Annotated in this window: 26 protein-coding genes and 1 pseudogene; 15 read left to right on the forward strand and 12 right to left on the reverse strand. The window is 63.7% G+C overall.

Going from position 1 to position 24,869, the window contains the following annotated elements:
• Nucleotide 1 precedes the first annotated feature (1 nt).
• Both ACI8UR_RS04220 and ACI8UR_RS04225 read left to right on the forward strand, forming a co-directional pair.
• Nucleotides 2–598, forward strand: a complete 597-nt coding sequence (locus ACI8UR_RS04220) for a hypothetical protein (protein ID WP_411714118.1) — start codon at nt 2–4, stop codon at nt 596–598.
• 46 nt (nt 599–644) lie between these two features.
• Nucleotides 645–1,040, forward strand: a complete 396-nt coding sequence (locus ACI8UR_RS04225; protein WP_411714119.1) for a hypothetical protein — start codon at nt 645–647, stop codon at nt 1,038–1,040.
• A 69-nt stretch (nt 1,041–1,109) separates the two neighbouring features.
• On the opposite strand, the gene ACI8UR_RS04230 is transcribed toward ACI8UR_RS04225, so the two are convergent.
• Nucleotides 1,110–1,511: a DUF4383 domain-containing protein gene (locus ACI8UR_RS04230; RefSeq protein WP_411714120.1), complete on the reverse strand. Its 402-nt coding sequence runs from the start codon at nt 1,509–1,511 to the stop codon at nt 1,110–1,112.
• Nucleotides 1,512–1,618: 107 nt separating this feature from the next.
• On the opposite strand from ACI8UR_RS04230, the gene ACI8UR_RS04235 reads away from it, so the two are divergent.
• Nucleotides 1,619–2,920, forward strand: a complete 1,302-nt coding sequence (locus tag ACI8UR_RS04235; RefSeq protein WP_411714121.1) for a TIGR00300 family protein — start codon at nt 1,619–1,621, stop codon at nt 2,918–2,920.
• On the opposite strand, the gene ACI8UR_RS04240 is transcribed toward ACI8UR_RS04235, so the two are convergent.
• Together ACI8UR_RS04240 and ACI8UR_RS04245 are read right to left on the reverse strand one after the other, a co-directional pair.
• Nucleotides 2,917–3,186, reverse strand: a complete 270-nt coding sequence (locus ACI8UR_RS04240) for a hypothetical protein (protein ID WP_415087588.1) — start codon at nt 3,184–3,186, stop codon at nt 2,917–2,919. The two genes, ACI8UR_RS04235 and ACI8UR_RS04240, sit on opposite strands and share 4 nt — an antisense overlap.
• 2 nt (nt 3,187–3,188) lie before the next feature.
• Complete coding sequence (locus ACI8UR_RS04245) at nt 3,189–3,575, reverse strand: universal stress protein (protein WP_411714123.1); 387 nt, start codon at nt 3,573–3,575, stop codon at nt 3,189–3,191.
• A gap of 165 nt (nt 3,576–3,740) precedes the next feature.
• Between ACI8UR_RS04245 and gcvPA the strand changes: the two genes are divergently transcribed.
• Together gcvPA and gcvPB are read left to right on the forward strand one after the other, a co-directional pair.
• A complete protein-coding gene (gene gcvPA, locus ACI8UR_RS04250) occupies nt 3,741–5,069 on the forward strand; it encodes an aminomethyl-transferring glycine dehydrogenase subunit GcvPA (protein ID WP_411714124.1) in 1,329 nt (442 codons plus the stop codon).
• Nucleotides 5,066–6,499: an aminomethyl-transferring glycine dehydrogenase subunit GcvPB gene (gcvPB, locus tag ACI8UR_RS04255; RefSeq protein WP_411714125.1), complete on the forward strand. Its 1,434-nt coding sequence runs from the start codon at nt 5,066–5,068 to the stop codon at nt 6,497–6,499. The genes gcvPA and gcvPB overlap by 4 nt, the downstream gene beginning before the upstream one ends.
• Before the next feature lie 113 nt (nt 6,500–6,612).
• Here the strand turns inward: gcvPB and ACI8UR_RS04260 are convergent, their stop codons facing one another.
• Together ACI8UR_RS04260 and ACI8UR_RS04265 are read right to left on the reverse strand one after the other, a co-directional pair.
• Nucleotides 6,613–6,840 (reverse strand): hypothetical protein, encoded by a 228-nt coding sequence (locus ACI8UR_RS04260; protein WP_411714126.1) that lies wholly within the window; start codon nt 6,838–6,840, stop codon nt 6,613–6,615.
• A gap of 150 nt (nt 6,841–6,990) precedes the next feature.
• Entirely contained in the window at nt 6,991–7,149 is a 159-nt protein-coding gene (locus tag ACI8UR_RS04265) for a hypothetical protein (protein WP_411714127.1), read from the reverse strand.
• A 147-nt stretch (nt 7,150–7,296) separates the two neighbouring features.
• Between ACI8UR_RS04265 and ACI8UR_RS04270 the strand changes: the two genes are divergently transcribed.
• The 4 genes from ACI8UR_RS04270 (at nt 7,297) to ACI8UR_RS04285 (ending at nt 10,241) form a co-directional block, all read left to right on the forward strand.
• Nucleotides 7,297–7,473: a hypothetical protein gene (locus ACI8UR_RS04270; RefSeq protein WP_411714128.1), complete on the forward strand. Its 177-nt coding sequence runs from the start codon at nt 7,297–7,299 to the stop codon at nt 7,471–7,473.
• Nucleotides 7,474–7,520: 47 nt separating this feature from the next.
• The gene (locus tag ACI8UR_RS04275; RefSeq protein WP_411714129.1) at nt 7,521–7,784 is read left to right on the forward strand and encodes a hypothetical protein; all 264 of its coding nucleotides are present in this window, start codon (nt 7,521–7,523) and stop codon (nt 7,782–7,784) included.
• Nucleotides 7,785–8,114: 330 nt separating this feature from the next.
• Entirely contained in the window at nt 8,115–9,263 is a 1,149-nt protein-coding gene (locus ACI8UR_RS04280; protein WP_411714130.1) for a thiolase family protein, read from the forward strand.
• Nucleotides 9,264–9,314: 51 nt separating this feature from the next.
• Nucleotides 9,315–10,241, forward strand: coding sequence for a biotin--[acetyl-CoA-carboxylase] ligase (locus ACI8UR_RS04285; protein ID WP_411714131.1), 927 nt, complete (start codon nt 9,315–9,317; stop codon nt 10,239–10,241).
• Between the two features lie 419 nt (nt 10,242–10,660).
• On the opposite strand, the gene ACI8UR_RS04290 is transcribed toward ACI8UR_RS04285, so the two are convergent.
• The 3 genes from ACI8UR_RS04290 to pyrB form a co-directional block, all read right to left on the reverse strand.
• Nucleotides 10,661–11,530, reverse strand: a complete 870-nt coding sequence (locus ACI8UR_RS04290; RefSeq protein WP_411714132.1) for a hypothetical protein — start codon at nt 11,528–11,530, stop codon at nt 10,661–10,663.
• Nucleotides 11,531–11,839: 309 nt separating this feature from the next.
• Nucleotides 11,840–12,301 carry an aspartate carbamoyltransferase regulatory subunit gene (gene pyrI, locus ACI8UR_RS04295; RefSeq protein ID WP_415087591.1) on the reverse strand — a complete coding sequence of 154 codons (462 nt, stop codon included), beginning with the start codon at nt 12,299–12,301 and terminating at the stop codon, nt 11,840–11,842.
• Nucleotides 12,298–13,200 carry an aspartate carbamoyltransferase gene (gene pyrB, locus ACI8UR_RS04300; protein WP_411715313.1) on the reverse strand — a complete coding sequence of 301 codons (903 nt, stop codon included), beginning with the start codon at nt 13,198–13,200 and terminating at the stop codon, nt 12,298–12,300. The genes pyrI and pyrB overlap by 4 nt, the downstream gene beginning before the upstream one ends.
• 155 nt (nt 13,201–13,355) lie before the next feature.
• Between pyrB and ACI8UR_RS04305 the strand changes: the two genes are divergently transcribed.
• The 4 genes from ACI8UR_RS04305 to ACI8UR_RS04320 all read left to right on the forward strand — a co-directional run bounded on the left by ACI8UR_RS04305 (nt 13,356) and on the right by ACI8UR_RS04320 (nt 16,762).
• On the forward strand, nt 13,356–13,982 hold the full coding sequence (locus ACI8UR_RS04305; RefSeq protein ID WP_411715314.1) for an RAD55 family ATPase: 627 nt from the start codon (nt 13,356–13,358) through the stop codon (nt 13,980–13,982).
• Nucleotides 13,983–14,155: 173 nt separating this feature from the next.
• Nucleotides 14,156–15,511 carry a phosphomannomutase gene (locus ACI8UR_RS04310; RefSeq protein WP_411715315.1) on the forward strand — a complete coding sequence of 452 codons (1,356 nt, stop codon included), beginning with the start codon at nt 14,156–14,158 and terminating at the stop codon, nt 15,509–15,511.
• 40 nt (nt 15,512–15,551) lie between these two features.
• Nucleotides 15,552–15,944, forward strand: a complete 393-nt coding sequence (gene cdd, locus ACI8UR_RS04315) for a cytidine deaminase (protein WP_411715316.1) — start codon at nt 15,552–15,554, stop codon at nt 15,942–15,944.
• Nucleotides 15,941–16,762: a nucleoside phosphorylase gene (locus tag ACI8UR_RS04320; RefSeq protein ID WP_411715317.1), complete on the forward strand. Its 822-nt coding sequence runs from the start codon at nt 15,941–15,943 to the stop codon at nt 16,760–16,762. Before cdd ends, ACI8UR_RS04320 begins: the two co-directional genes overlap by 4 nt.
• 42 nt (nt 16,763–16,804) lie before the next feature.
• On the opposite strand, the gene ACI8UR_RS04325 is transcribed toward ACI8UR_RS04320, so the two are convergent.
• Together ACI8UR_RS04325 and ACI8UR_RS04330 are read right to left on the reverse strand one after the other, a co-directional pair.
• Complete coding sequence (locus tag ACI8UR_RS04325; RefSeq protein WP_411715318.1) at nt 16,805–17,971, reverse strand: NAD(P)/FAD-dependent oxidoreductase; 1,167 nt, start codon at nt 17,969–17,971, stop codon at nt 16,805–16,807.
• Nucleotides 17,972–18,067: 96 nt separating this feature from the next.
• Nucleotides 18,068–18,607, reverse strand: coding sequence for an HTH domain-containing protein (locus ACI8UR_RS04330; RefSeq protein ID WP_411715319.1), 540 nt, complete (start codon nt 18,605–18,607; stop codon nt 18,068–18,070).
• A 177-nt stretch (nt 18,608–18,784) separates the two neighbouring features.
• Between ACI8UR_RS04330 and rocF the strand changes: the two genes are divergently transcribed.
• On the forward strand, nt 18,785–19,684 hold the full coding sequence (gene rocF / locus ACI8UR_RS04335) for an arginase (RefSeq protein ID WP_411715320.1): 900 nt from the start codon (nt 18,785–18,787) through the stop codon (nt 19,682–19,684).
• A 38-nt stretch (nt 19,685–19,722) separates the two neighbouring features.
• On the opposite strand, the gene gyrA is transcribed toward rocF, so the two are convergent.
• On the reverse strand, nt 19,723–22,290 hold the full coding sequence (gyrA, locus tag ACI8UR_RS04340; RefSeq protein ID WP_411715321.1) for a DNA gyrase subunit A: 2,568 nt from the start codon (nt 22,288–22,290) through the stop codon (nt 19,723–19,725).
• A 1-nt stretch (nt 22,291) separates the two neighbouring features.
• Nucleotides 22,292–24,211, reverse strand: coding sequence for a DNA topoisomerase (ATP-hydrolyzing) subunit B (gyrB, locus tag ACI8UR_RS04345; RefSeq protein WP_415087592.1), 1,920 nt, complete (start codon nt 24,209–24,211; stop codon nt 22,292–22,294).
• Nucleotides 24,212–24,423: 212 nt separating this feature from the next.
• Here gyrB and ACI8UR_RS04350 point away from each other — a divergent pair.
• Nucleotides 24,424–24,744: pseudogene (locus ACI8UR_RS04350) on the forward strand (RNA-guided endonuclease TnpB family protein); the annotation flags it as partial.
• Nucleotides 24,745–24,869 lie beyond the last annotated feature (125 nt).

Genomic DNA, 24,869 nt, shown 5'->3' on the forward strand with positions numbered 1-24,869 from the left:
GATGGCTCGACGATTCCTCCCGAGTCTCCCGACCTCGGGGTCGGACTGGCGGCTCATGGGCCGAACAGCACGCCTTGTGCTCTCCCTCCCCGCATACGCCGCTCTCGGCCTGTTCGCGACGGGATTTGGACTGGCGCTTTTCGTCTTCTCGCTGAACATCCCACTGGTATCCTTCGCCCTCTCCGGCGACCTGGCGCTCGCTCGTCGCATCACGCTCCTCGTGTCCCTCTTTCCGTTCGTCGGGACGGGGTTTTCGACCATCCAGGGGCTTCTGCTCGTCCTCGTTTCGGCGCTTTTCGGCGTCGACATCGCGATGGTCAGCTATCACCTGCGAGAGCACGGCTTCTCCCTCTCCGGCGGTGGCGGAAGCGCCATCGGCGCGGTGTTCGGCGCGCTCGGCGCCGGCTGTGCAGCCTGCGGGTCGGCGCTTCTGATCGGCATTCTCTCGCTTTTCGGCATCTCGACGACGCTGCTTTTCCTGCCGCTCGACGGCCTCGAATTCGCCTTGCTCGCACTCGTGACCCTTCTCCTGTCGATCTACTGGGTTGCCGACGGCATGCGCGGCGGGAGGGTCGCGGGCTGTCCCGTGGATTTGTAGGCCGTTCCGCCCGCGAATTTAAACGATATCGCGCCCTACGAGACCTGTGGCCGACGACGATACGCCGACGTTCGCCATCCCGGAGCGCCCCGAGCGACGCTACCCGCGACGCGGTGGTGTCGAATACGAGGGCGAGACAGTGTTCTCGCTCACGCCGACGGCCGAGCAGCCGGACGCCGACCTCGCGGCACTCGTCGAAGCCGTCCTTGAACAGCCGCCGTACCGCTACGGCGACTGGTTCGACCTGCCGATGCCGCTGTATCTCGTCCATGACGACGAGACGGGCGACACCTTCCGGGTCGCAGTTCGGGACGGCACCGTCGAGTTCCACGTGCTCCCGGCGACGGAATCGGCGGGCCTGCGCGCGCTCCATCGCCGACTCGATGCAGCCAGCGATTGTGGCTGGGCTGTCCGGTGCCGAACCGGGGCCGCGAGCGGCTGACCGTGACGTTTGGACGGTTTGGCCGCCGTACAGGTGTAACGCGCCGAAAAAACAGCCGAACGGGTATCGTTATTCTTCGAGGCCGAACCCGGCACCGAGAAGTGCAATCGCGAGCACGAGGTGCAGGACGTTGTCGGCCATGTTCAGCCCGATGAGGTCACCGAGCAGACCGGACGCAAGGAAGCCGGCGATCGTGACCACGAGATACACGGCACCGAATCCTTTCAGATACTCGCCGGCGTACTTGCCGCCCGCCGCGAGCCCCGCACCGATTCCCACCAGACCGCTGGCGAGGTGGATGACGTCGTGGATGTAGTTCCGGCCGAAGACGATGAGGTTGCCCTCCGCGCCGCCGAGTACCGGCCCGAGGATGCCCACGAGTACGAACACCGCACCGAAGACGAGCGCGACCGTCTTCTGTTGGCTACTGCCCGATTCGACACTGGACTGGGTACTGGTTGCACCTGCCATGCCAACTCTTGTAGAACCAGCAAATATAGCTGTTTGCCCAATTTCATACATACTCTGGCTGACGGGAACCCACAACCGACTTACCGGACGCTGCCCTCCGCCGACGTATGAGCGTCTCTCGCGTCGTCGAACTGGAGGGCCACATCATCGACTCGGGGATGATGCAGGCTGCATTCGGCATCATCATGGATCGCGGCGGCTCCTTCGACGTCGAGGAGTTCGACATCGGCCGCCGGAAAGATAAGGAGTCGTACGCCCGCCTGCTCGTCACCGCGGACACCGAAGAGGATCTCCAGCGTATCGTCCACGACCTCCACCAGCAGGGCGCGAATCCGGCTGACCCCGCTGACGCGACCCTGGAACCGGCGCCGGAAGACCGGGTCGTCCCGCACGGCTTCTACTCGACGACGAACCACCCGACGCAGATCCGCTACGAGGGCGAGTGGGTCGACGTCGAGGATGTCGAGATGGATTGTGCCGTCGTCGTCGAGGAACGGGAGTCGCCACGCGGCTCGGAGGAATCGAGCGGCAATGAGCCGCGCGACGGCGATTCGAACGTACGCGCGTACACGAAGGTACTCAACGCCGTCGAGGAGGGCGACCGCATCGTCACCGGCGACGCAGGCATCCGGGTTCAGCCGCCGGAACGCCCCCGCGACCAGGAGGGCGCATTCGGCTTCATGCAGGGCGGCGTCTCCTCGGAGCGGCCCTCCGAATCGACTATCCAGCAGATCGCGGAAGCCATCGAGGAGACGAAAGCCGAGGGTGGCAACGTCCTCGTCGTCGCCGGTCCCGCACTCATCCACTCCGGGGCGCGCGAAGACCTCGCCCGCCTCGTGGAGAACGGGTACGTCGACTCCCTCTCCATCGGCAACGGCTTCGCTGTCCACGACATCGAGCGCGACCTGTACGGAACCTCCCTCGGTGTCAACACGGAAACGCTCGACCACGCCCGGCACGGCCACAAACACCACATCTACGCTATCAGCGAGGTCATCCGGGCGGGCGGCATCGAGGAGGCCGTCGAGGACGGACTCATCGACTCGGGCGTCATGTACCAGTGCGTCGAAAACGACGTCCCCTACGTCATCGCGGGGTCGATTCGGGACGACGGCCCGCTGCCGGACACCATTACGGACGCCATCGAGGCACAGAACGCCATCCGCGAGCAGGCCCACGAGGCCGACATGGTGTTGATGTTGTCGACGCTTCTGCATTCGGTGGCCGTCGGTAACTGCCTGCCATCGACTGCTCGCGTCGTTTGCGTCGATATCAACCCCGCGACCGTCACGCAACTGCTCGACCGCGGGTCGGCACAGGCCGTCGGCATGGTCACCGATATCGGGACGTTCGTGCCGATACTCGCCGAGAACCTCTTAGAAGAGGGCGCCGTCGAACTGGACGATTAAGCGCCCGGAACGCCTTCACGGTACGTCGTGATGGCTTCGCTGGCCGATTCGAGCGCCGCTTCGAGGTCGGCGTCCGCGTCTTCCTGAATCTCCGAGATCGTCCGGAGCATCCGGGCGAGCACACCGTGATCCATTGTTCGCCCGGCGTCAATGGCCTTCTCGACGCGGCCGATGATGGTTTCGAGTCGTTCTGCTGCCTCTCCGTCCGCGAGGTCGCGGGCAGCCTGCAGTTCATCGAGTGCCGCCTGAAGTTCGTCTGCGCTCATCGTTATTCGAGTGGGATAGCGACGACCGGAATATCTATCGAAAGCAGGACGTCCTGTGCGGTCGACCCGAAGACGATTTTCCCGGTACGGGAGCGCTGTCGAATGCCGATGACGATCTCGTCGGCGCTGTGTTTCGAAGCGAACTTCTTGATGTCCGTTTCGGGATCGTTCCCGCGGACGAGCTGGTGGGTTTCGGTGTTCGGTAGTCCCTCGGCGAGCTCCTCCATTGCCTCCTCGCCGTCGATGACCGCACGGTCGGAGGTGCTGTCCCCGCCTTTTAGGGAGTTGATGATGTATACCGTATCATCGTCGGTGACGCGGCCCTGCAGATACCGTCGCAGTCGTTTGCTTGTCTTCTCGTTGTCCGTCGCGGCTAGGAACGTTGTCATGAGAAGACACGTCTACCGGCACCCTCTTAAAACTGCTCGCTCCGCGAGAGTTACACGTACGTGTATATCACATTGGATATTTGGGGAGTGTGTATGCAGTTGCGTGTGGCGGAACCGGGGCTCTCATTAGCCATGCGTCGCAAGAGCCGATACGCTCAGTTTCCTATGACAGCCAACGGTAGCCCCTACGCGCCCCACACCGACACCGAGACGGAGTCGATGCTCTCGGCAGTCGGCGCTGACAGCGAGGAGGCACTTTTTGACATCCCCGACGGCGTCCGTTTCGACGGTGCGTTCGGCATCGACCCCCGAAGCGAACAGGCGGTACGACGGCTCGTCGACCGGAGGCTCGATGAGAACGACGACCTCACAGAGTTCCTCGGCCGCGGCCACTACGACCACTACGTCCCCTCGATGGTTGATGCCCTCTCGGCTCGTTCCGAGTTTCTGACCAGTTACACACAGTACCAACCCGAGGTCGCACAGGGGTTCCTGCAGGCCCTGTTCGAATACCAGTCGATGCTCGTGGAGCTGACCGGTCTCGACGTCGCCAACTGCTCGATGTACGACGCGGCGACAGCGCTCGGCGAAGCCGCGACGCTCGCCACTCGCGTCCGCGAGACATCCGGCACCGTCGTACTCGTTCCCGAGTCGCTCCAGACCGGTTGCCGCGATACGCTGGAGAACTACGTCGCAGGCCACGACCTCGCCATCGAGACGTACCCGATGGATGACGGCAACGTCGACCGGGACGCCCTCACCGAGCGCGTCGGCGAGGAGACGGTGCTCGTCTACGCTGAGAACCCGACCATCCGCGGCACCATCGAAGAGCACCTCGATGCCGTCGGGCGGCTGACCGACGAGCACGACGCGCTGTTCGTCCTCGGCTCCGACCCCGTCGCGCTCGCGCTCCTCGAGGAACCGGCCGCCGTCGGCGCGGACGTGGTCGTCGGTGACGCCGCGACGCTCGGCTTGCCAGCCGCCTACGGCACGGGCCTCGGCCTCTTTGCCTGCCGAGAAGAATTCCTCCGGCAGGTGCCGGGGCGACTGGTCGGCGCAAGCGAAGACGAAACCGATCGGCGCGCCTACACGCTCACGCTCCAGACGCGCGAACAGCACATCCGCCGGGAGCGGGCCACCTCGAACATCTGTACGAACCAGGCGTGGGTCGCCCTCCGGACGGCGATGCACGTCGCATGGCTCGGCCCGGACGGCCTGGTCGACCTCGCTGAGGACTGTGTCACGCGCGCTCGCGACCTCGCCGACCGCCTCGATGACCTCCGCGGCGTGAAAGCGCCCGTCCACGACCGCCATCACTTCCGGGAGTTCGTCGTCCACACCGACCAGCCCGCACCGGCTGTCGCCGAAGACCTCGAGGACATCGGCTACGCCGTCCACGTCGTCGGTGACCACCAGATACAGGTCTGTGTCACGGAGACGAACGAGACCGATGTCGGTGGCTTCGTCACCGCCTTCCAGGAGGCTGCCCGATGACTGACGAGACACCGCTCACGTACGACCAGGCGCGCTGGCGAGACGACGAGGAGACCTACGAGCCCCTTCTCTCCGAGAAGCACACCGAATCCGTCGACATCGGCTCGTCGCTGCCGGATGACCTCACACGGGACAGCGTTGAGCTGCCGAACCTCAGCGAGCCCGAATTGGCCCGCCACTACACCCGGCTTTCGGAGATGAACTACGGCGTCGAATCGGGCCCGTTCCCGCTCGGCTCCTGTACGATGAAGTACAACCCGAAGTTCACCGAGGACGTGGCGGCTCACCCGAAGGCCGCCGTTCACCCGGGCCGTTCCGAACGGAGCACACAAGGAACGCTGCAGTTACAGTACGACTTGCAGGATTACCTCGGTCGCATTGGCGGGATGGACGCCGTCACGCTGCAGCCCCCCGCGGGCGCAGCCGGGGAGTTCGCCGGCATCCTCATCGCGAAGGCCTACCAGCAGGCCAACGGCGACGACCGCAGCGAGGTCGTCATCCCGGACTCCGCCCACGGGACGAACTTCGCAAGTGCCGCGATGGCCGGCTACGACGTGGTGACGCTTCCCTCCGCGGAGGACGGCCGCGTCGACCTCGAAGCGCTCGACGCCGCGCTCTCCGAGGAGACTGCCGCTCTGATGCTCACTAACCCGAACACGCTCGGGCTCTTCGAGCGTGACATCGAGGAGATTTCCGAGATGGTACACGACGTCGGCGGGCTGCTCTACTACGACGGTGCGAACCTCAACGCCCTCCTCGGACGCGCCCGACCCGGCGACATGGGCTTCGACATCATGCATTACAACGTCCACAAGACGTTCGCGACGCCCCACGGCGGCGGCGGCCCCGGTGCTGGCCCCGTCGGCGTTACCGAGGAACTCGCTCCGTTCCTGCCCGACCCACACGTCCGGACGTCCGATGGTGGGTATGAACTGTACGAGCCTGAACAGTCCATCGGCAAGGTACACGGCTACCAGGGCAACTGGCTCGTGCTTCTGAAGGCGTTCGCCTACATCGCCCGCCTCGGTGACGAGGGGCTGGCTGACGCCTCCGCGAAAGCCGTCCTGAACGCGAACTATCTCGCGGCGCAGATTGACTACGAGATTCCCTTCGGCCCGTTCCACCACGAGTTCGTCGCGAGTGCTGGCGAGCAGGACGCTGCCGACGTGGCGAAACGCATGCTCGATTACGGCGTCCACCCGCCGACGACGAAGTGGCCCGAAATCGTTGGCGAGGCGCTGATGACCGAACCGACCGAAATCGAGAACAAGCGCACCCTCGACCAACTCGCCGCGGCGTTCAACGCCGCCCGTGCGGACGACACCGAGACGCTCGAATCGGCGCCCGAACGAACGGCCGCCGCGCGCATCGACCAGGTGTCGGCCGCCCGGAATCCGCGACTCTCCTGGCAGGCACTGGACGACGCGTAGCCCGAACGCCCGTTTTTCGACGGTAGCAGCCCAGCAGCGACGGGTCTCTCGGTTCGATTTTGCTAGATTTGCTATCGCAGCATATGGTTTATCAGTCGCCGTTCGGTCGCTGCTCAGCCCGCCGTTTCGGCGGTTTCGACCAGATTTCGGAGATATTCCACCCGTTCGGCGGTCGGTGGATATGGTGGCGGAACTGCCCCATCGACAACCTCGGGCTCGGCGGGCGGGAGGATGTCCATGACTGCGACCGACCGATCCCAGTCGCGGAGGTCGGTTTGCGGCCGCGCGAGCGCGCTGGCGAGTGCGGCCGGCGATAATGCGGCTAGAAGAGCCGCGCGCACCCTTCGGCGATCAGTAGCACGGCAACGATGAGTGAGAACATCGACAGGACACCCAGGCGACGACCATGCGTGCGAGTAGCGAAAACGGGGAGTCGAAACTGTACCGTCGCTGTACTCGCAGACGGGAGCGAAAACTCTTGGCCGAAACCGTCAGGCCGAGGTGTCGATGCCGTTGATGGTCACGAACCCGTAGTCACAGTCCGGGCAGTGCCACTTCTTCTTCGTGCCGAGCTGGATGCGCATGCTCGCGGCCTTGTAGAACTCGGTTGCGCCACATTCGGGGCACTCCTCCTCGAGCGAGAGACTCATAGCAGGGAGTTCACCCTCCGGGGAGTTGTAGTTTTCTGGTTCGTACTCCGAGCGCTTCCGAGAAACCGAGCCACAACGGGGTGAGAAAGCGATTTTGGCGACCATAAACTGTATATCACAATACCGAATCGGCGCAAGTAGTTCGTGATGGGCCAAGGCATCTCGGGCAACCTTAACAACGGCTGGAAGAACTTCGAGCGGACGCTCACGGACGAGGCCCGCGAACGGAGCGCGCTCATCGGACTCAACGGCGGCCCGGCGGCCACCAACTGCCGAGTGTCCTCCCGCTGGGAACACAGCAGGACGCCCGACTCGGCCGGATGAACCAAGCGGACGTGTGTTCGCCGGGTGGTGACTTCGGTTAACGCCGATTGCGGTTCTTCGAGGCCATCCGCGATGGCACCGGAGATTCCCGTGAGTTGGTCGGATCGGTACCGCTGACGACGGCGGACGACCAAGGCTGCGTCGCGGTTGACGCGCTGGATGACCGCACGACGCTGGCCGCTGGCGTCGATCTCGCGGTTTCGCACGAGGGCAGTGATGCCCTGACCGGAAGCACCGAGGAACCGTCGGGTGGAACCGCGGCCACGCCGACTGGCGTGCCAGTCCATCTTGAGTTAGCGACGGGGCCGTGACTGTCGGAGGCGTTCCAGGGCTCTCGGCGACCGTGACCACGGTCGGTGTCGAGTAGCGGCTCTTCTTCGCGCTGTCGCTCGGCCACGGGTCGGATCGAACACCTGGGACAGTCGTCCTCGAGAACATGACCGTCGGTGTACCGTTGGTCGAGGATTCGGGATAGGCCGTGACCGGCGCGGTGGTTCAAGCAGGCGATTCCGGGGGTGTCACGAGTGACACACCCAGTAAATTCGAGGGGAGTGTCGCCGAAATCGCGTTCCGGTCTTGAATACGCCTGTTATAGACACCACAACACCCAAGGGCTCCCTTACCGTGTGTTCACGAGACACATGAGTACGCCAGTCATTGTCGATGCCGTTCGCACGCCGTTCGGCAAACGAGACGGCTCGTTCCGAGACACGCATCCGCAAGACCTCGCCGCGGAACCGCTCGCAGCGCTCCGCGAGCGCAACGATTTCGACCCCGAAACCATCGAAGACGTCATCTACGGCTGCGTGACGCCGGTCGACGAGCAGGGGCTCAACGTGGGCCGTCTGGCGCCTATGGTCGCCGGCTGGGGCGACGGCGTCCCCGGCGTCCAACTCAACCGGATGTGCGGGTCGGGCCAGCAGGCCATCAACTTCGCCGCCGGGCAGGTCGCAAGTGGCATGCACGATGTCATCATCGCCGGCGGTGTCGAGCACATGACACGCGTGCCGATGGGGTCAGACGGTAACAGCGTCACGGACACGTACTTCGAATACTTCGATGAACTCACCACGCAGGGTGAGGGCGCAGATCGAATCGCCGAGAACTACGGCTTCTCGCGCGAACGACTCGACCAGATTGCCGCCGAGACCCAATCCCGATGGGGCGAGGCCGCCGAGGCCGGCCACTACGACGACCAGGTCGTATCCGTCGAAACGGAACTCGACGGCGATTCGGTTACCGTCGAGCAGGACGAACACCCGCGTCCCGACACCGATGTCGAGACGCTCTCGCAGTTGCCGCCGTCGTTCCGCAGCCAGGAGAACGGCTTCCACCACGCCGGTAACTCCTCGGGCATCGTCGATGGCTCCGGTGGCCTGCTCATCGCGAGCGAGGAGGCCGCAGAGGAGCACGGCTGGGAGCCGATGGCCCGCATCGTCGACAGCCACGTCGTCGGTGTCGACCCGGTTACGATGCTGACGGGGCCGATTCCGGCCACCAATGAGATTCTGGAACAGAACGACATGACCATCGACGACATCGACCGCTTCGAGGTCAACGAAGCGTTCGCCGCCGTCGTCGCCGCCTGGCTCGAAGAGACCGGCGCCGACTGGGAGAAGACGAACGTCTGGGGCGGCGCAATCGCCCACGGGCACCCCCTGGGTGCAACCGGCTCGGGCCTGCTCGGCAAGCTCCCCTACCAGCTCGAGGAGTGTGACGGCCAGTACGGCCTCTGTACGATGTGCATCGGCTTCGGCCAGGGCATCGCGACCATCATCGAGCGTATCTAAGCTCGCCCGCGTTGCGGCAGGCTATTTATTCTCGCTTCCCGAGATGTCCGTATGCAGGAGACGCGACGACGGGTACTCGAGGCGCTCGCTGACGGCCCCGTATCGGGCCCGGAGCTGGCGACGGAACTGGACGTCTCGCGTGCCGCCGTCTGGAAACACGCCGAGGCGCTCCGGGAGGCGGACTTCAGTATCGAGAGCTGCGACGACGGCTATATTTTGACCGACGTCCCGGAGTTCGGCGGCGCAGCTGTCGAGTTCGGCCTCGATGCGGCCTTCGATATCGAGTATCACGACAGTATCGGGAGTACGAACGACCGCGCACGCGAACTCGCAAGCGAGGGCGCCGGGGACGTCGCGGTGCTCGCCGACGAACAGACCGGCGCCCGCGGGCGGCTCGACCGCGAATGGTCGTCGCCGTCGGGTGGCATCTGGCTCAGTCTCGTCTGCCGGCCCGACCTGCCGCCCGCACAGGCGCCGATTTACACGCTCGCGGCGGCCGTCGCGACGACGGAAGCCGTCCGCGACCTCGGTGTCGATGCGGCCATCAAATGGCCCAACGACGTTCTCGTCGGCCCGGAGGAGAAGAAACTCGTCGGCATCCTCACCGAGATGGAAGGTGAGGCCGACCGCGTTTCCTGGGTCGTCGTCGGTATCGGGCTCAACGCGAACATCGACGCCGGCGAGGTTCCGGAGACGGCAACGACGCTCCGCGAGGAGGTCGGTGACATCGAGCGTGCGGAACTGACCCAGGCGATTCTCGAACGGTTCGACGAACTACGAAATGATCCGGAGGCCGTCCTGCCGGCGTGGCGCGAGCTTTCGAGTACGCTCGGGCGACGCGTCAGAGTCGAGACGCCGGGCGGCGAGGTCGTCGGCGAAGCCGTCGACGTGGAGTTCCCAGGCAGGCTCGTAGTCGAGACGGATGCGGGAGAAAAGCGGGTGTCTGCGGGCGACTGTGAGCATCTCCGGCCGGTCTGATAGAGAGACGAGCGCATACCTCCGTCTTCCCGTGAGTGAGGAGTGTTCCGACAGGGTGTCGGAACCGAGGAGCGAACAGGCGGGGGGTGAGCGGACACAGCGGCCACGAACCACGGGCGGCGGCTGCCGGGTTTCCCACCGCAACCGTTTTTCCGTGGCCCCGTGTAGCATGGAGTGCTACGGAATCGGTGAGATGCCGGCCCCGAACCACAAGGGGCGACGAACCAGCGGTGGTTCGCACGGCGATGACACGGATTCCGATGGGGCCTGTTTGACCGGGCCACAGCCCTATACAGGGGAGGAAACGAGCGTTCCTCCGGTATTTGCCGGTTCCTCTTGAGTGCGGGTTGGAACCTCGAACGTCACGCTCGGCGGAAATCCGATGGTCGGATTCCACGTCCTCCAGGCCGTGGAGGAGGTCAATACCACTCGACGCCGTCTCGGGCGTCGGCATCCATCCGTCGCAGCGCCGCTCGTGCGTTAGAAGCCTCGTAGCCGAAAAGTACCGACTCGCCGTACTCGAACGCGACCTCCGTGGCGTGAATCAGGTCGTCGATGTCCACGTCGACGGCGTAGAGTTCGATGCTGACCGGCGTGTCGAGGCGGTCGACGAATCCGCTGGCAATCGTTTCGAGCCAGTAGGTCGTCCCGTAGTGGGTGTCGTACAGCGGAACGACGAACTCGTCGACGTACTGTTCGACCGCATCGAGGTCAATGCCAGCCCGCTCGTAGAGGTGGCCCTCGTAGGGGTCTGGATACAGCGTCATGTACGTCTTGCCGGGGATGCGGTCGGTCGCGTCGGCGACGAACTCGGTGATGACATCGGCGCGCCACTCGTAGCGGTCGTCGACGGTCGTTTCGTCCGGGGGCGGCCCCTCGCCGGCCTCGTGACGGGTCTCGACCCACGACTCGAACCGTGCGTTACAGCGGTCACAGTAGCAGTATTCGGCCCGCGGAAAGCCGATATCATCGAGACGGACATCGGGGTTGACTGCGACGCAGTCCTCGATGATTTCGAGGAGCCCCTCGCGGTATCCCTCGTGTGTCGGGCAGACGTAGGCCCAATCGAAGTGGGTGCGGTCGCGTGTCGCCAACTGTCCGTCTGGGGAGACGGGCACAATATCAGGGTTCTCCTCGCCAGCGGCGTTATCGCCGAAACAGGAGACCATGCTCACCGCCTCCTCGATGGGTTCGGCGGAGCGACCGGAGACGTCTTTCACCTCGTAGAAGGCGCGGTCGAAATCCGGCCACCGGGCCTCCTCCTCGTTGCGCGTGACGACGCCGTACATACCGATGCTCGGCACTCGCCGAGGGTAAGTCGTTCGGAAGGAAGGTGGTTGGGAGGCGTTACTTCTTTTTCGCGTACAGCAGGACGGCCGCTGCGACGAGAACGAGCGCGAGTGCTTTCTTCGACATACAGTACCATACTCGGCCGGCGAGGCCATAGTCTTTCTCCTCGGCCCATGCGAACTGTGTCAATCCGCTGGCTGCACACCCGGACGTGATGGCCGTGACCGCGACAGCACGTGACGACTCGTTCGAAGGGGTCTCAGCGGCGGGCCCGCGAGTCGCCCGCGCCGCGCCGGGCGTCGACGTCCCTACGCGACGCTGATGTGGGCGGCGATGGACTCGCGGATGATGGTTTCACAGTACGTACAGCGAACGCCGTCGTCGAGCACCTCGAAACGGGAGTCGACCGGCTCGTCTTCCGTCGAGATGCAGTTGGCGTTCGGACACGACAGCACGCCGGTGACTTCCTCGGGGCGGGAGACGCGGTGTTTCTCGATGACGTCGAAATCACGGACGATGTTGATGGTCGCCGCCGGCGCGATGAGCGAGAGGACATCGACCTCGTCCTGACTCAGCTCCCGGCCTTCGACCTTCACGATGTCCTTACGACCGAGACGGTCGGAGGGGACGTTCATGCCGACGCTGACCTCCTCGCCGGAGGAGCCGTCGATGCCGAGGATGGCAAGGACGTTGAGCGCCTGCCCGCCGGCGATGTGGTCGATCACGGTGCCGCTTTCGATCTTGGAAACGCGGAGTTCGGTTTCGGTCATAGGAGTTCCTCGAGCAGCGCCATTCGGACGGGAACGCCGTTGTGTGCCTGTTCGAAGTAGGTCGCGTACTCTGTCCCGTCGACATCGGGGGCGATCTCGTCGACTCGTGGCAGCGGATGCATCACCGTCAGGTCATCGTTGGCTCGCTCCAGCAGTTCGGTGTCGATGCGGTACTCGCCGGCGACTTGTCGGTACTCGTTCTCGTCGGGGAACCGCTCCCGCTGGATGCGCGTGACGTACAGCACGTCGAGTGTGCCGAGCACGTCTTCCAGGTCGGTGTGCTCTCGCACCTGCGCCCCCGCCTCATGCAGGTCGTATCGGACGCTTCGGGGCAGCCGCAGGCTCTCCGGGCTGATGAAATGCTGGCTAGCATCGAAATTTGTCAGCGCGTGAGCGAGCGAGTGCACCGTTCGGCCGTACTTCAGATCGCCCATGATGCCGATGGTGAGGTCGTCAAAGCCGGCGTTCTCCCGGATTGTGTAGAGGTCGAGCAGCGTCTGGGTCGGGTGCTGCCCTGCGCCGTCGCCGGCGTTGATGACCGGGACATCGACGAAGTCGCTTGCGAGCTTCGCCGACCCCTCGGACGGGTGTCGAAGCACGAGCGCGTCTGCATACCCCTCGATGACGCGGACGGTGTCCGCGAGGCTCTCGCCTTTCTTGACCGACGAGGATTCGACGCTCCCCATGTCGACGGTGTCGCCGCCGAGCCGCTTCATCGCGGTCGTAAACGACATCTTCGTCCGGGTGCTGGGTTCGAAGAACAACAACCCAAGCAGCTCCCCGTCCTTCGAGTCGGCCACCGCGCCAGGGTCGTCGGCGATCTCGGCGGCGCGGTCGAGCACCGCCTCGATATCGCTGCGCGATAGCTGCTTCGCGCTGATGATATGGTCGTCCCGCATTATCGGAACCCCGTCGCGGACGCTCTTGAATGTCCCGACCGGATGGCTGTTCGGTGACCGCTGCCGTGTGTCGTTGTGACACTGTTTCCCGGCCGTTACGGCGCGTCAGACGCGCCAGAAGGTTTAATCCGCTGGGCCCCGGATATAAGACACCGATGAGTGAGCGCCTCCGGACCGGTATCAGCGTTCTCGACCGGAAGCTCAACGGTGGTATCCCGGCCGGAAGCATCGTTGCGCTCGCCGCCCAGCCTGCGAGTCAGGCCGAGCTGTTTCTCTATGAACTCACCGCGACTCGCGGGACGCTATACCTCTCACTCGACCGCAACGGCGACTCCGTCTCGAACAGCATCAGCACCGCACCGACGAGAACCGGAGACCCGACCGTCCGAGACGTGACCGGCGACGCCCCCATCGACAACGCCGCGAAACTCGTCTCAGCGCTGCCGGACTCTTCGAACCTCATCGTCGACCCCGTCGACGTGCTCGAACGACAGGAGCCGACTCGCTATCGCAACTTCCTGAACGAACTGCAGAACCACATCTATAACACGGATAGCCTGGCGATTCTCCACTGTCTCGACGGCCACAACGTTCCGGAGCTCCGGGATACGACCGAACACATGGCCGATATCGTCTTCCAACTGGACACGCAGGTCAAAGGCGACCGCATCGAGAACCACCTCGCGGTTCCGAAGTTCCGTGGCGGGCAGGCCCTGGCCGACGTCATCAAACTCGAGCTGTCCGACCAGGTCGAAATCGACACCAGCCGAGACATCGCCTGACGCTTCCGGCACCAGACGACGGTTTATAAACTAAAACGAGACCAGACTGCGCGTGCGCTGATGAGCCATCGGCGACCCGCCCAGGCGGGAGTCCAGCGCACGGGTCGCCGACGCCGCCGCGCTGGCTGTTCGCTATCTGGCTGTTTCAAGTGCTCCGGTGCGTTCGGTTGGGTATGGAGCTGTTCGGAACCGCCGGAATCCGGGGAGACGTCCGAACCGAGGTGACGCCGTCGCTCGCGCTCGCCGTCGGGCAGGCCGCCGCAGCGGACGGCGACGCCTTCGTCGTCGGACGAGACGGCCGCGAAACCGGGCCGGCGCTCGTCGCCGCCGTCGAGGCCGGATTGGAAAGCGGTGGCGCGGACATCACGAGGCTCGGACAGGTACCCACGCCCACGCTCGCCTACGCTTCCCAGGGCCGGCAGGGAATCATGGTCACCGCGAGTCACAACCCACCGCACGACAACGGGCTGAAACTGTTCGTCGATGGCAGCGAGTACGACCGAGAGGCGGAACAGGCAATCAAATCACGCATCAACGCCGCGACGGAACCGACCGACTGGGAATCGTGGGGACACTCGACTTCGGAGGACGTGCTCGACGACTACCGTGAAGCGGTTGCACGGTTCACTCATGAGACGGTCGACGATTGCCAGGGATTACACGTCGCTGTCGACTGCGGGAACGGGATGGCGAGTCTCGCGACCCCACAGGTGCTCCGGCAACTCGGCGCGTCAGTGGTGACGCTCAACGCCAATATCGACGGTCACTTCCCCGGCCGAGAGTCCAAACCGACGCCGGAGAGCCTCGAGACGCTCCGAGCGTTCGTCGCCGACGGCGAGTTCGATTTGGGCATCGGCCATGACGGCGACGCTGACCGCATCGTCATCGTCGACGAGAACGGCGGCATCGTCCACGAGGACACCATCCTCGCTATCATCGCAGGCGTGTACGTACGGGCCAGCGACGCAGCAGACCCCGTCGTTGTGACGACGCCGAACGCCTCCGCACGTATCGATGACCACGTCGAGACAAGCGGCGGCCGCGTCGAGCGCGTTCGCCTTGGCGCGCTTCATGAAGGAATCGACCGCGTCCAGCACCCGAAGCGTGACGACGCCACCGTCGTCTTCGCTGCCGAACCTTGGAAGCACGTCCACACCGCGTTCGGCCCGTGGATCGACGCCGTCGCAAGCAGCGCCGTCTTCGGCGCACTCGTCGCCCGAGATGGCCTCGATTCGCTCCGTGCGCCGATCACCGAACGGCCGTACCGGAAGGTAAGCGTCGACTGCCCCGACGAACGGAAGCCCGACGTCATGTCGCTTGTGGAGACACGACTCTCCAAGGCGTTTCCCGAGACCGACGTGGATACCGAGTACGGCGTTCGACTGACGTTCGAGGACGCCGCCTGGGTACTCGTTCGCCCGAGCGGCACCGAACCGTACGTGCGCGTCTATGCCGAAAGCGACGACGTGGACACCCTTGTCGAAGACGTTGTGGCGGTCGTCGAGCGCGCGGTCGCCGATGCCGCATAGCCCGGGTTAGGTATTTGCGACCGGCCGACGAGATACGGGTATGGATGAGGAGGCACTTCTCACGACCGCTCGTGATGCAGTCGGCGACTCGTATGCACCGTACTCGGAGTACCAGGTCGGCGCGGCGCTGGAGACCAACGACGGAACGGTGTTCACCGGCTGTAACGTCGAGAACGCGAACTTCTCGAACAGCATCCACGCCGAGGAGCTGGCGCTGTCGAAAGCCGTCGAAGCCGGCCATCGCTCGTTCGAGCGTATCGCGGTGAGTTCCGACCGTCGCGACGGCGTCACGCCGTGTGGGATGTGTCGACAGTCGCTCGCGGAGTTCTGTGATGACGACCTCCGAATCATCTGTGAGGGCGACGGCGAGCCTTCCGTCTACACGCTGGGGGAGCTGATTCCGAACACCATCTCCATGGAGCAACTGGAATGACCACGGACGAAGGGAGTCCCGACGACGAACAGTATCACGTCGAACTCGAGGAGGAGGACATCTCGGGCCCGGTTCTGCTACCGGGTGACCCAGACCGCGTCGACATCATTGCAGACCTCTGGGACGAGTACGACGAGCGCGCGAGCCACCGGGAGTACCGGACGCTGTCGGGCACCTACGACGGCGAGCCGCTGTCAGTCACATCGACGGGCATTGGCTCGCCCTCAGCCGCAATCGCCGTCGAGGAACTGGCTCGCGTGGGCGCGGACACGTTCATCCGGGTCGGCTCCTGTGGCTCGATTCAGGCCGATGTCGAAGTCGGCGATCTCGTCATCACGACTGCTGCCGTCCGGCAGGAAGGGACGAGTGATGAATACGTCCGCGAGGATTACCCAGCAGCCGCCCACGACGAAGTGGTGACGGCGCTCGTGACGGCTGCCGAACGCCTTGGCCACCCGTATCACCTCGGCGTGACCTGCTCTACTGACTCCTTCTATGCGGGCCAATCGCGACCAGGGATTGACGGATTCAAAGCGGCTGGAGCCGAAGCCCGGCTTGAAGCACTCCAGGAGGCCGGCGTCCTCAATTTCGAGATGGAGGCAAGCGCCATCATGACGCTTGCAAGCCTCTATGGGCTTCGTGCTGGCGCGGTTTGTACGGTCTACGCTAACCGTGTCACCGGGGAGTTCAGAACCGAGGGCGAGGCGAGAGCGGCCGAAACCGCCTCACTCGCCGCAGCACTACTTGCGAAAATGGAACGCCGAAAAGACGAAGCCGGTGTCGACCACTGGCATGCCGGGCTGTCGCTCGATAGCTGATGCGTCGAAAGCGGCGCAGAAGCGGTAGTGTATCGGCCGGTTCTACATATCCGGGAAGGCCTTCGCGGCGTCGGCGAAGCCGTTGACCGTCTTGATCCAGCGGGCGGCGACGGTCTTTTTCAGCGCTTTCGCAGCGGGGCCGCCGAAGGTGTCGACGGGCAGTCCCTTGACGTCGTGGGCGACGGCCTTGCTGCCGACGGAGATGAGCGTCCCTTTGTCGTCGTACTCCCACTCCTTCAGCGGCTGGCCGCGAATCGAGCGAGCGATGTTCTCGCCGGCGACTTCTGCGGCCTGCCAGGCAGCCTGTGCGGTCGGCGGTGCGGGCTGTTCCTGACCGGGCTGGTCGATGAGTGCGGCGTCGCCGAGGGCGAAGATGCGTTCGTCGGAGGTCTGGAAGTTCGAGGCGGATTCGATACGGTTGCTGCGCTCGTCCTTCTCGACGTCGGCCGTCTCAGCGGCGTCCTGACCTGTGATGCCACCCGTCCACAGCAGCACGTCGTAATCGAGTTCTTTCTCGTCGCCGACGTACACGGTCTCCTCGTCGACCTCACCGATGAACTCGCCGGTGTGGATTTCGACGCCTTTCTCCTCCAGCAGTTTGCGGAGTTTCGCCTGCACGACAGGGTCGTTGTTCGGGAAGACGTTGTCCAGTCCCTCGACGAGGTGAATGTCGAGCGGTGCGCGGTGTTTGTCTCGGAATTCGGCGATTTCGCCGGCAGACTGGATGCCAGAAAGGCCAGCGCCGCCAACGATAATCTGGGCAGGGTCGCTGCGGGAGGCTTCGCGGGCCGCTTCGGTGACGGCGTCGTGAATCTCAAGTGCGTCCTCGAGGGTCTTGAGCGTCAGCGAGTACTCCTCAAGGCCGTCGATGCCGAAGAAAGCGGTCTGAGAGCCGAAGCCGACGAGGAGATAGTCGTAGTCGATCGTCGAGTCGTCTTCGAGCGTGATGACGCGGTCGTCGGTGTCGACTGCCTCGACGCGACCCTGGACGAAGCGGGTCGACGGGGATTTGATCTCGTCGATGTCGAAGGTGATCTTCTCTTGGACGTCGGGGTCACGAATGCAGCGGTGCGATTCGTGAAGAACGAGATGATGGTCGACGTCAGAAACCCACGTAACGTCGGCTTCACCATTGAGCTCCGATTCGAGTTGCTTGACCGCACCGGTGCCGGCATAACCCGACCCCAGTACGACGATGTCGTCCGTCATACTGTACGCTGGGGAAGCCACTGATACAAACCTGTTGAAACGCCCATGGCGGCGAAAGTTGCCGGGAGCACCGCCTGATTGCGGTTTTCGGAGCCGTTAGTGGAGCGGCTCTTCGTCTCCAGCCGGCGCTTTCATCTTGTCGATGGTGAGAATCAGACTGTTGTTGGTGTCGTCTTTTCCCTCGAGCGCCCCCTCGATGAGGAGCTTCGAGAGCGGTGTCGGACCGACGCTGATGGGGTCGCCCTCGCTGAAGTCAGCAATAGAGCCCTGCATCTTGATTTCGGCCCGACAGAGTTCAGGGTGGTGGACGCTCGTGAGGTCGATCTCCTGGACGTTCGCCTCCTCGATGAGGTCGCCGTTGTGACGGAACGGAACGTCCGCTGCCTGATCCATCTCCTGGATTTTCAGTGCGTCGTAGGCCGTCGCGGTCGGTTTGTACCCGCCTTTCGGCCCTGGTACCCCTTCGACAAGCTGCAACGCTTTGAGGCTCTGCATCTGGTTGCGAATCGTGCCTGGGTTCCGGTCGACCTGGTCGGCGATGTCCTCACCTTTTACAGCGCTTTCCGACTCCCGGTAGAGGTTGATGAGCTCCTGCAGAATCGTCTTCTGGCTCGGAGTGAGCTCGATTGATGACATGAACTATCATTTGGTAGTTCCGTCCTTAAACCCGACGGTGGAATGCAGACCCCGTGAGAACGCCATTACTGGCGCTCAGCGTCCGCATGCGGACGTACATGCCAATCGCAGTGAGCTCCCGCCGTATGCCGGTACCGGCAACGATTGCATTAAGAGGCGGGAACGAAAAGCGACGGTATGGAACTGCGAGTCATCGGGGCGCCGATGGATCTCGGCGCCGACCGCCGTGGCGTCGACATGGGGCCGTCGGCCATCCGGTACGCCGGGCTCTCAGATGTTGTGGATTCGGTCGGTATGTCCCACGACGACGCTGGTGACCTCCCTGTCCCACGGCCAGAGGGCCGTGACCCGAACGCTGAACGGCCGGAGGGGGGCAACGCGAAATACCTCCGGGAGACGCGGTGGGTGTGCCGTCGCGTCGAGAGCGCCGTCGCCGACGCAATCGAAGAGGGGTCGGTGCCGCTCGTGCTCGGTGGTGACCACTCCGTCGCCATCGGCAGCGTCAACGGCGCCGCACAAAAGCAGGACATCGGCGTCCTCTGGTTGGACGCCCACGGCGATTTCAATACACCATCGACCTCCCCGAGCGGCAACGTCCACGGGATGCCCGTCGCGGCCATGCTCGGACGCGGCGTCTTCGGCGACATGAGCTGGGCGAACGCCGACATCGACGAGGAGAACGTCGCTATGGTCGGCCTGCGGGATATCGACGCCGAGGAGCGAACCGCCATCCGAGACAGCGAGGTCACTGCCTACACGATGAGCGACATCGACAGCCGCGGCCTCGTGCCCGTCGTCGAGGATGCCCTCGATGCCGCCCTCGACGGCGTCGATGCGCTCCATACGAGCCTCGACATGGACTTTCTCGACCCTGACGAAGCGCCCGGTGTGGGAACGCCCGTCCGCGGCGGCGTCACGTACCGTGAGGCCCACGCCGCGATGGAACTCGTCGCCGAGACGGGCGCGCTCTCCTCGATGGAGGTCGTCGAGGTGAACCCGATTCTCGACTCTCACAACCGAACCGCAGAGCTCGCCACGGAACTGGTCGCCAGCGGCCTCGGGGAGCGAATCCTCTGACCGGCGGCGGGATCAGGTGTGAAAAGGCGGTCGGGGTGTTACTCCTCTGATGTCTCGTCGGCCGCTTCGGACTCTTCGTCCCCTTCAGTTTCGTCCTCGTCGGCCGCTTCGGACTCTTCGTCCCCTTCAGTTTCGTCCTCGTCGGCGTTCTCGACGACATCGACGCCAGCAACGCGGTCGTCGTCTTCAAGCCGCATCACGACGATGCCCTTCGTGTTCCGGCCGACCTCCGACACTTCGCCGACCTCGGTGCGCATAATCTGGCCGGACTCGCTCATGATGACGAGGCCGTCACCATCTTCGACGGCGTTGATCGAGCAGACTTCACCGTTGCGCTCGTCGGTCTTGATGTCGATAAGCCCCTTCCCGTACCGGGACTGCTGGCGGTACTCCGACAGCGGCGTCCGTTTGCCGAAGCCGTTCTTCGTGACCGTCAACAGGTCGCGGTTGTCGTCGGCCTCCGCGGCGACGAGCCCAGCGACCTGGTCGTCATCTTGGAGTTTGATGCCGTTGACACCGCGGGCAGAACGGCCCATGGGACGGGCATCCTCCTCGGCAAAGCGGATGGTCATCCCCTGCCGCGTACCGAGCAGCAGGTCGCCCTCGCCGGGCGTCACCTCGACGTCGACCAAGGCGTCGTCGTCCTCGAGGCGGACGGAGCGAATCCCGCCGGAGTGGACGTTCTCGAAGTCCGAGACGGCGGTGCGTTTCACGTAGCCGTTCCGGGTTGCCATCGCGAGATACCCCTCGTCGATGTCGTCGGTGTTGACGACGGCCGTGATCTCCTCGCCGTCATCGAGGTCGATGATGTTGACGGCGGAGGTGCCGCGGGCCGTCCGGCCCATCTCCGGCAACTCGAACACTTTCAGCCGATAGACCTGTCCCTGATTCGTAAAGCAGAGCAGGTAATCGTGGGTCGAGGCTGTGAACACCGTCGAGACGCGGTCACCCTCTTTCGGACGCGAGCCGATGATACCTTTCCCGCCGCGATGCTGGGGGTCGAACTCCGCGATCGGCATCCGTTTGACGTAATCGTCCTCCGTCACCACGACGGCGACTTCCTCCTCGGGGATGAGGTCTTCACGGGACACCGACCCGGCGTCCTGGATGATCTCCGTCCGGCGCTCGTCGGCGTACTCGTCTTTGACCTCGCGGAGTTCGTCCTTGATGACATCGAGCAGCTCCGACTCGTCACCGAGGATGGTTTCGAGCCGCTCGATTTCGGCCTGAACTCCCTCGTATTCGTCCTGCACCTCGCCGGCCTCCATGGACGTGAGCGAACCGAGCTGCATCCGGACGATGTGTTCGGCCTGCTCCTTCGAGAGGTCGTACTCAGTCTGGATGCCAGCAATGGCGGCGTCGCGGTCTTCGCTCCCCTGGATGAGTTCGACCATATCGTCGACGTTGTCCAGCGCGATGAGCCGGCCTTCGAGGATGTGGGCACGGTCTTCGGCCTCGCCGAGTTCGAACTGCGAGCGTCGGCGAACGACCTCCCGTCGGTGGGCGACGAACTGCTCGAGCAGTTCCTTGAGATTCAGTACGCGGGGCTGGTCGTCCACCAGCGCCAGCGAGATGACCGAGAAGGTCGTCTCGAAGTGTCGCTCCAGCAACTGGTTCTTCACGACATCGACGTTCGCGCCGCGCTTGCAGTCGATGACGACGCGAACGCCCTCGCGGTCGGATTCGTCGCGGATGTCCGAGATGCCCTCGATTTTGCCCTCCTGGACGTCCTCAGCGATGCGCTCGACGCGTCTGGCTTTGTTCTCCTGATACGGGAGCTCGGAGATGACGATGCGGTCACCGCCGCTGTCTTTGTATTCGACGTCGATGTCCGCGCGAACGCGGAGCCGGCCGCGGCCCTCGGTGTAGGCGTCCCACAGCCCCTCGCGGTTGACGATTTTCGCGCCGGTGGGGAAGTCCGGCCCCTTGACGTAGCCGTCCGATTTCGGCGTGTCGACGAGGTCAGTAACCGAGCAGTCGGGGTTGTCGATGAGATGGATTGCGGCGTCGATGACCTCGCCAAGGTTGTGCGGCGGGATGTTCGTCGACATCCCGACTGCGATGCCAGAGGCACCGTTGACGAGCAGGTTCGGCACCTTCGACGGCAGCACCGCGGGTTCGGTCAGCCGGTCGTCGTAGTTGCTCTCGAAATCGACGGTGTCCTTGTCGATGTCCGCGAGCAGTTCCTCGGCGATGGGGGCCATCCGAGCCTCCGTGTACCGCATCGCAGCCGGTGGGTCGCCGTCGGTCGACCCGAAGTTCCCCTGACCGTCGACCAAGGGATATCGGAGCGAGAAGTCCTGTGCCATCCGGGCCAGCGCATCGTAGATGGCGCTGTCACCGTGGGGGTGGTAGTTCCCCATCGTCTCGCCGACGATGGATGAGGACTTCCGATGGCCGGCGCGGGCGGTGATGCCCATCTCCGACATCGCATAGAGGATGCGCCGTTGGACGGGCTTGAGGCCGTCTCGTGCGTCGGGCAGTGCACGCCCGACGATGACGCTCATCGCGTAGTCGATGTACGACTGCTCCATCTCGTCCTCGATGCGGACGGGCTCTACTTTCTCTGCCGGAACGTCCGGCGTCTCTGGTGCGTCTGAACTCATGTTAGATATCGACCCACTCGGCGTCGTCTGCGTGCTCTTTGATGAACTGCTTGCGCGGCTCGACGGCATCGCCCATCAGGACGCTGAACATGCGGTCTGCGGCCGCAGCGTCCTCGATGGTGATCTGCTTGAGAATCCGGTTCTCCGGATTCATCGTCGTGTCCCACAGCTGTTTGGGGTTCATCTCGCCGAGCCCCTTGAACCGCTGTACCTGTCCGGGGCTGCCGTCACAGACCTCCTCGACGATCTTCTCGCGTTCGGCCTCGGTCATGGCGTCGTACGTCTCGCCCTTGTATCGAATCCGGTAGAGCGGCGGCTGGGCGGCATACACGTAGCCGGCCTCGATAAGCGGCGCCATGTGGCGGTACAGGAACGTCAACAGGAGTGTCCGGATGTGGGCTCCGTCGACATCAGCGTCGGTCATGACGATGATCTTCTGGTACCGGGCCTCCTCGATATCGAACTCCTCGCCGATGCCGGTGCCGATGGCCGTAATCAGGTTCCGAATCTCGTTGTTCTCGAGGATGCGGTCGAGGCGGTGTTTCTCGACGTTGAGAATCTTCCCGCGAATCGGGAGGATAGCCTGGAACTCAGGGTTGCGACCCTGTTTTGCCGACCCGCCGGCGGAGTCACCCTCAACCACGAACAGTTCCGAATCCTCGGGGTCGCGGGTCTGACAGTCCGACAGTTTGCCGGGGAGGCTCGTTGATTCCAGTGCGGATTTCCGGCGCGTCAGCTCTTCGGCTTTCTTCGCGGCTTTCCGGGCCTTTGCAGCCTCGACGGCCTTCGAGATGACGACCTCGGCGGTGTCGGGGTGTTCTTCGAGATACGTCGCCAGCTCCTCGTGGACGGCGCCCTCGACGATACCGCGAACCTCGCTGTTGCCGAGTTTCGTCTTCGTCTGGCCCTCGAACTGCGGGTCGGGATGTTTGATCGAGATGACGGCGGTCAGCCCCTCGCGGATGTCCTCACCCTTGAGGTTGCCGTCGAGGTCGGCCAGCATGTTGTTGGAGGTAGCGTAATCGTTGATGACGCGCGTGAGCGCGGTCTTGAAGCCCGTGAGATGAGTGCCACCTTCGCGAGTGTTGATGTTGTTCGCAAAGGCGTGAATCGATCCCTGTACGCCCGCAGTGGCCTGGATAGCGATTTCGACTTGGATGTCATCCTCCTCGTCCTCGAAGTAGATGACGTTCTCGTGGAGGATATCGCGGGTCTCGTTGAGGTATTCGACGAACTCCTTGATGCCGCCGTCGTACTGGAAGCGCGACTCCTCGGCTTCCTCGGGGCGTTCATCGCGGAGCGTGATTTCGACGCCGGGGTTGAGGAATGCGAGTTCCCGGAGCCGGGATTCGAGCGTGGAGTAGGTGTACTCCGTCGTCTCGAAGATGTCGTCGTCGGGCCAGAACCGGATCTCCGTGCCCGTCTCCTCGTCGGGTTCCATATCGCGAACCCGTTCGATCCCGTCCTCGGGCTGGCCGTGATCGAAGCGGTGCTGCCAGACGGCACCGTCCCGCTTGACCTCGACCTCCAGCCACTTCGAAAGGGCGTTGACGACAGAGACGCCGACGCCGTGGAGCCCACCAGAGACCTGGTAGGATTTGGCGTCGAACTTCCCGCCAGCGTGCAGCACCGTCATGATGACCTCGACGGCCGGGCGGTCGTACTCCTCGTGGATGTCGACCGGGATGCCCCGGCCGTCGTCCCTGACGGTCACCGACCCGTCTTCGTTGATGACGACCTCGATGGTGTCACAGTGGCCGGCGAGCGCCTCGTCGATGGAGTTGTCGACGACTTCGTAGACGAGATGATGGAGACCTCGGGCGTCCGTCGACCCGATGTACATGGCCGGACGCTTCTGGACGGCTTCGAGCCCCTCCAGAACCTGAATCTGCCCGGCACTGTATTCGCTATCCTGAGACATCTAAGTATCTGTCTCTCCCTAATCCCCCGGTGGGTAAAAAACCCTCGCACGCCCGCGCGCGTGTCTGCCTTCACTGGGTGCTAAAACCGCCGTTTTACCGTATTCAGCGAGAAGGCTCCTTCCTCAAGGAACCGTTGTGAGTAGGGGGGAGATGAATTGCTGTGTTGCTGGTGCGAACCGTTAAGTGACTGATGGAGAAATGATATGTATCGATGGAGTACAGTCATCGCTACCCGGCCTATCCGGATTCGGAGGTAGAGGTGGCTATCGAGTCTCAGATCGATATTCATCGGCAGGGCTACAACTACGCCCTGTACGAGTACAATAACGTTAACGCGGCGAATATCGGGAGTGCGTACAAACACCACGATCGGCTCACGGATTGGAAAGAGAAGTTTGATGTGTTTTCTGAGGTGAATTCGAAAGCGCTTCAGCGCACAGTAACTCGCCTGTACCAAAACGAGAGTTCGCTTGATGAACTTGAAGCGAACGGGCACGATGTTGGTGCGTTGAAGTGGAAGTCGCCGGGTGAGCATTTTCGAGGTGGAGCCTCCGGCCTCAAGGAGCGAACGTAGTGAGCGAGTAGGCCGGAGAGGAAACCGACATGTGACGACACAACCACTACACGGCGGCCAACAGACTCCTGAACGTTTAAGAA

The organism is Natronomonas sp., assembly GCF_047616845.1.
Lineage (GTDB): Archaea > Halobacteriota > Halobacteria > Halobacteriales > Haloarculaceae > Natronomonas.

Bases quoted from the DNA above. Each gene is read 5' to 3' on its own strand.
- ACI8UR_RS04285 (WP_411714131.1), top strand. From the start codon at position 9,315: ATGCAGGAGACGCGACGACGGGTACTCGAGGCGCTCGCTGACGGCCCC.
- pyrB (WP_411715313.1), bottom strand. From the start codon at position 13,200: ATGCGGGACGACCATATCATCAGCGCGAAGCAGCTATCGCGCAGCGAT.
- ACI8UR_RS04220 (WP_411714118.1), top strand. From the start codon at position 2: ATGGCTCGACGATTCCTCCCGAGTCTCCCGACCTCGGGGTCGGACTGG.
- pyrI (WP_415087591.1), bottom strand. From the start codon at position 12,301: ATGACCGAAACCGAACTCCGCGTTTCCAAGATCGAAAGCGGCACCGTG.
- cdd (WP_411715316.1), top strand. From the start codon at position 15,552: ATGGATGAGGAGGCACTTCTCACGACCGCTCGTGATGCAGTCGGCGAC.
- ACI8UR_RS04245 (WP_411714123.1), bottom strand. From the start codon at position 3,575: ATGACAACGTTCCTAGCCGCGACGGACAACGAGAAGACAAGCAAACGA.
- ACI8UR_RS04230 (WP_411714120.1), bottom strand. From the start codon at position 1,511: ATGGCAGGTGCAACCAGTACCCAGTCCAGTGTCGAATCGGGCAGTAGC.
- ACI8UR_RS04240 (WP_415087588.1), bottom strand. From the start codon at position 3,186: ATGAGCGCAGACGAACTTCAGGCGGCACTCGATGAACTGCAGGCTGCC.
- gyrB (WP_415087592.1), bottom strand. From the start codon at position 24,211: ATGTCTCAGGATAGCGAATACAGTGCCGGGCAGATTCAGGTTCTGGAG.
- ACI8UR_RS04235 (WP_411714121.1), top strand. From the start codon at position 1,619: ATGAGCGTCTCTCGCGTCGTCGAACTGGAGGGCCACATCATCGACTCG.
- gcvPB (WP_411714125.1), top strand. From the start codon at position 5,066: ATGACTGACGAGACACCGCTCACGTACGACCAGGCGCGCTGGCGAGAC.
- ACI8UR_RS04265 (WP_411714127.1), bottom strand. From the start codon at position 7,149: ATGAGTCTCTCGCTCGAGGAGGAGTGCCCCGAATGTGGCGCAACCGAG.
- ACI8UR_RS04270 (WP_411714128.1), top strand. From the start codon at position 7,297: ATGGGCCAAGGCATCTCGGGCAACCTTAACAACGGCTGGAAGAACTTC.
- gcvPA (WP_411714124.1), top strand. From the start codon at position 3,741: ATGACAGCCAACGGTAGCCCCTACGCGCCCCACACCGACACCGAGACG.
- ACI8UR_RS04325 (WP_411715318.1), bottom strand. From the start codon at position 17,971: ATGACGGACGACATCGTCGTACTGGGGTCGGGTTATGCCGGCACCGGT.
- ACI8UR_RS04310 (WP_411715315.1), top strand. From the start codon at position 14,156: ATGGAGCTGTTCGGAACCGCCGGAATCCGGGGAGACGTCCGAACCGAG.
- ACI8UR_RS04320 (WP_411715317.1), top strand. From the start codon at position 15,941: ATGACCACGGACGAAGGGAGTCCCGACGACGAACAGTATCACGTCGAA.
- rocF (WP_411715320.1), top strand. From the start codon at position 18,785: ATGGAACTGCGAGTCATCGGGGCGCCGATGGATCTCGGCGCCGACCGC.
- ACI8UR_RS04305 (WP_411715314.1), top strand. From the start codon at position 13,356: ATGAGTGAGCGCCTCCGGACCGGTATCAGCGTTCTCGACCGGAAGCTC.
- ACI8UR_RS04280 (WP_411714130.1), top strand. From the start codon at position 8,115: ATGAGTACGCCAGTCATTGTCGATGCCGTTCGCACGCCGTTCGGCAAA.
- ACI8UR_RS04330 (WP_411715319.1), bottom strand. From the start codon at position 18,607: ATGTCATCAATCGAGCTCACTCCGAGCCAGAAGACGATTCTGCAGGAG.
- gyrA (WP_411715321.1), bottom strand. From the start codon at position 22,290: ATGAGTTCAGACGCACCAGAGACGCCGGACGTTCCGGCAGAGAAAGTA.
- ACI8UR_RS04290 (WP_411714132.1), bottom strand. From the start codon at position 11,530: ATGTACGGCGTCGTCACGCGCAACGAGGAGGAGGCCCGGTGGCCGGAT.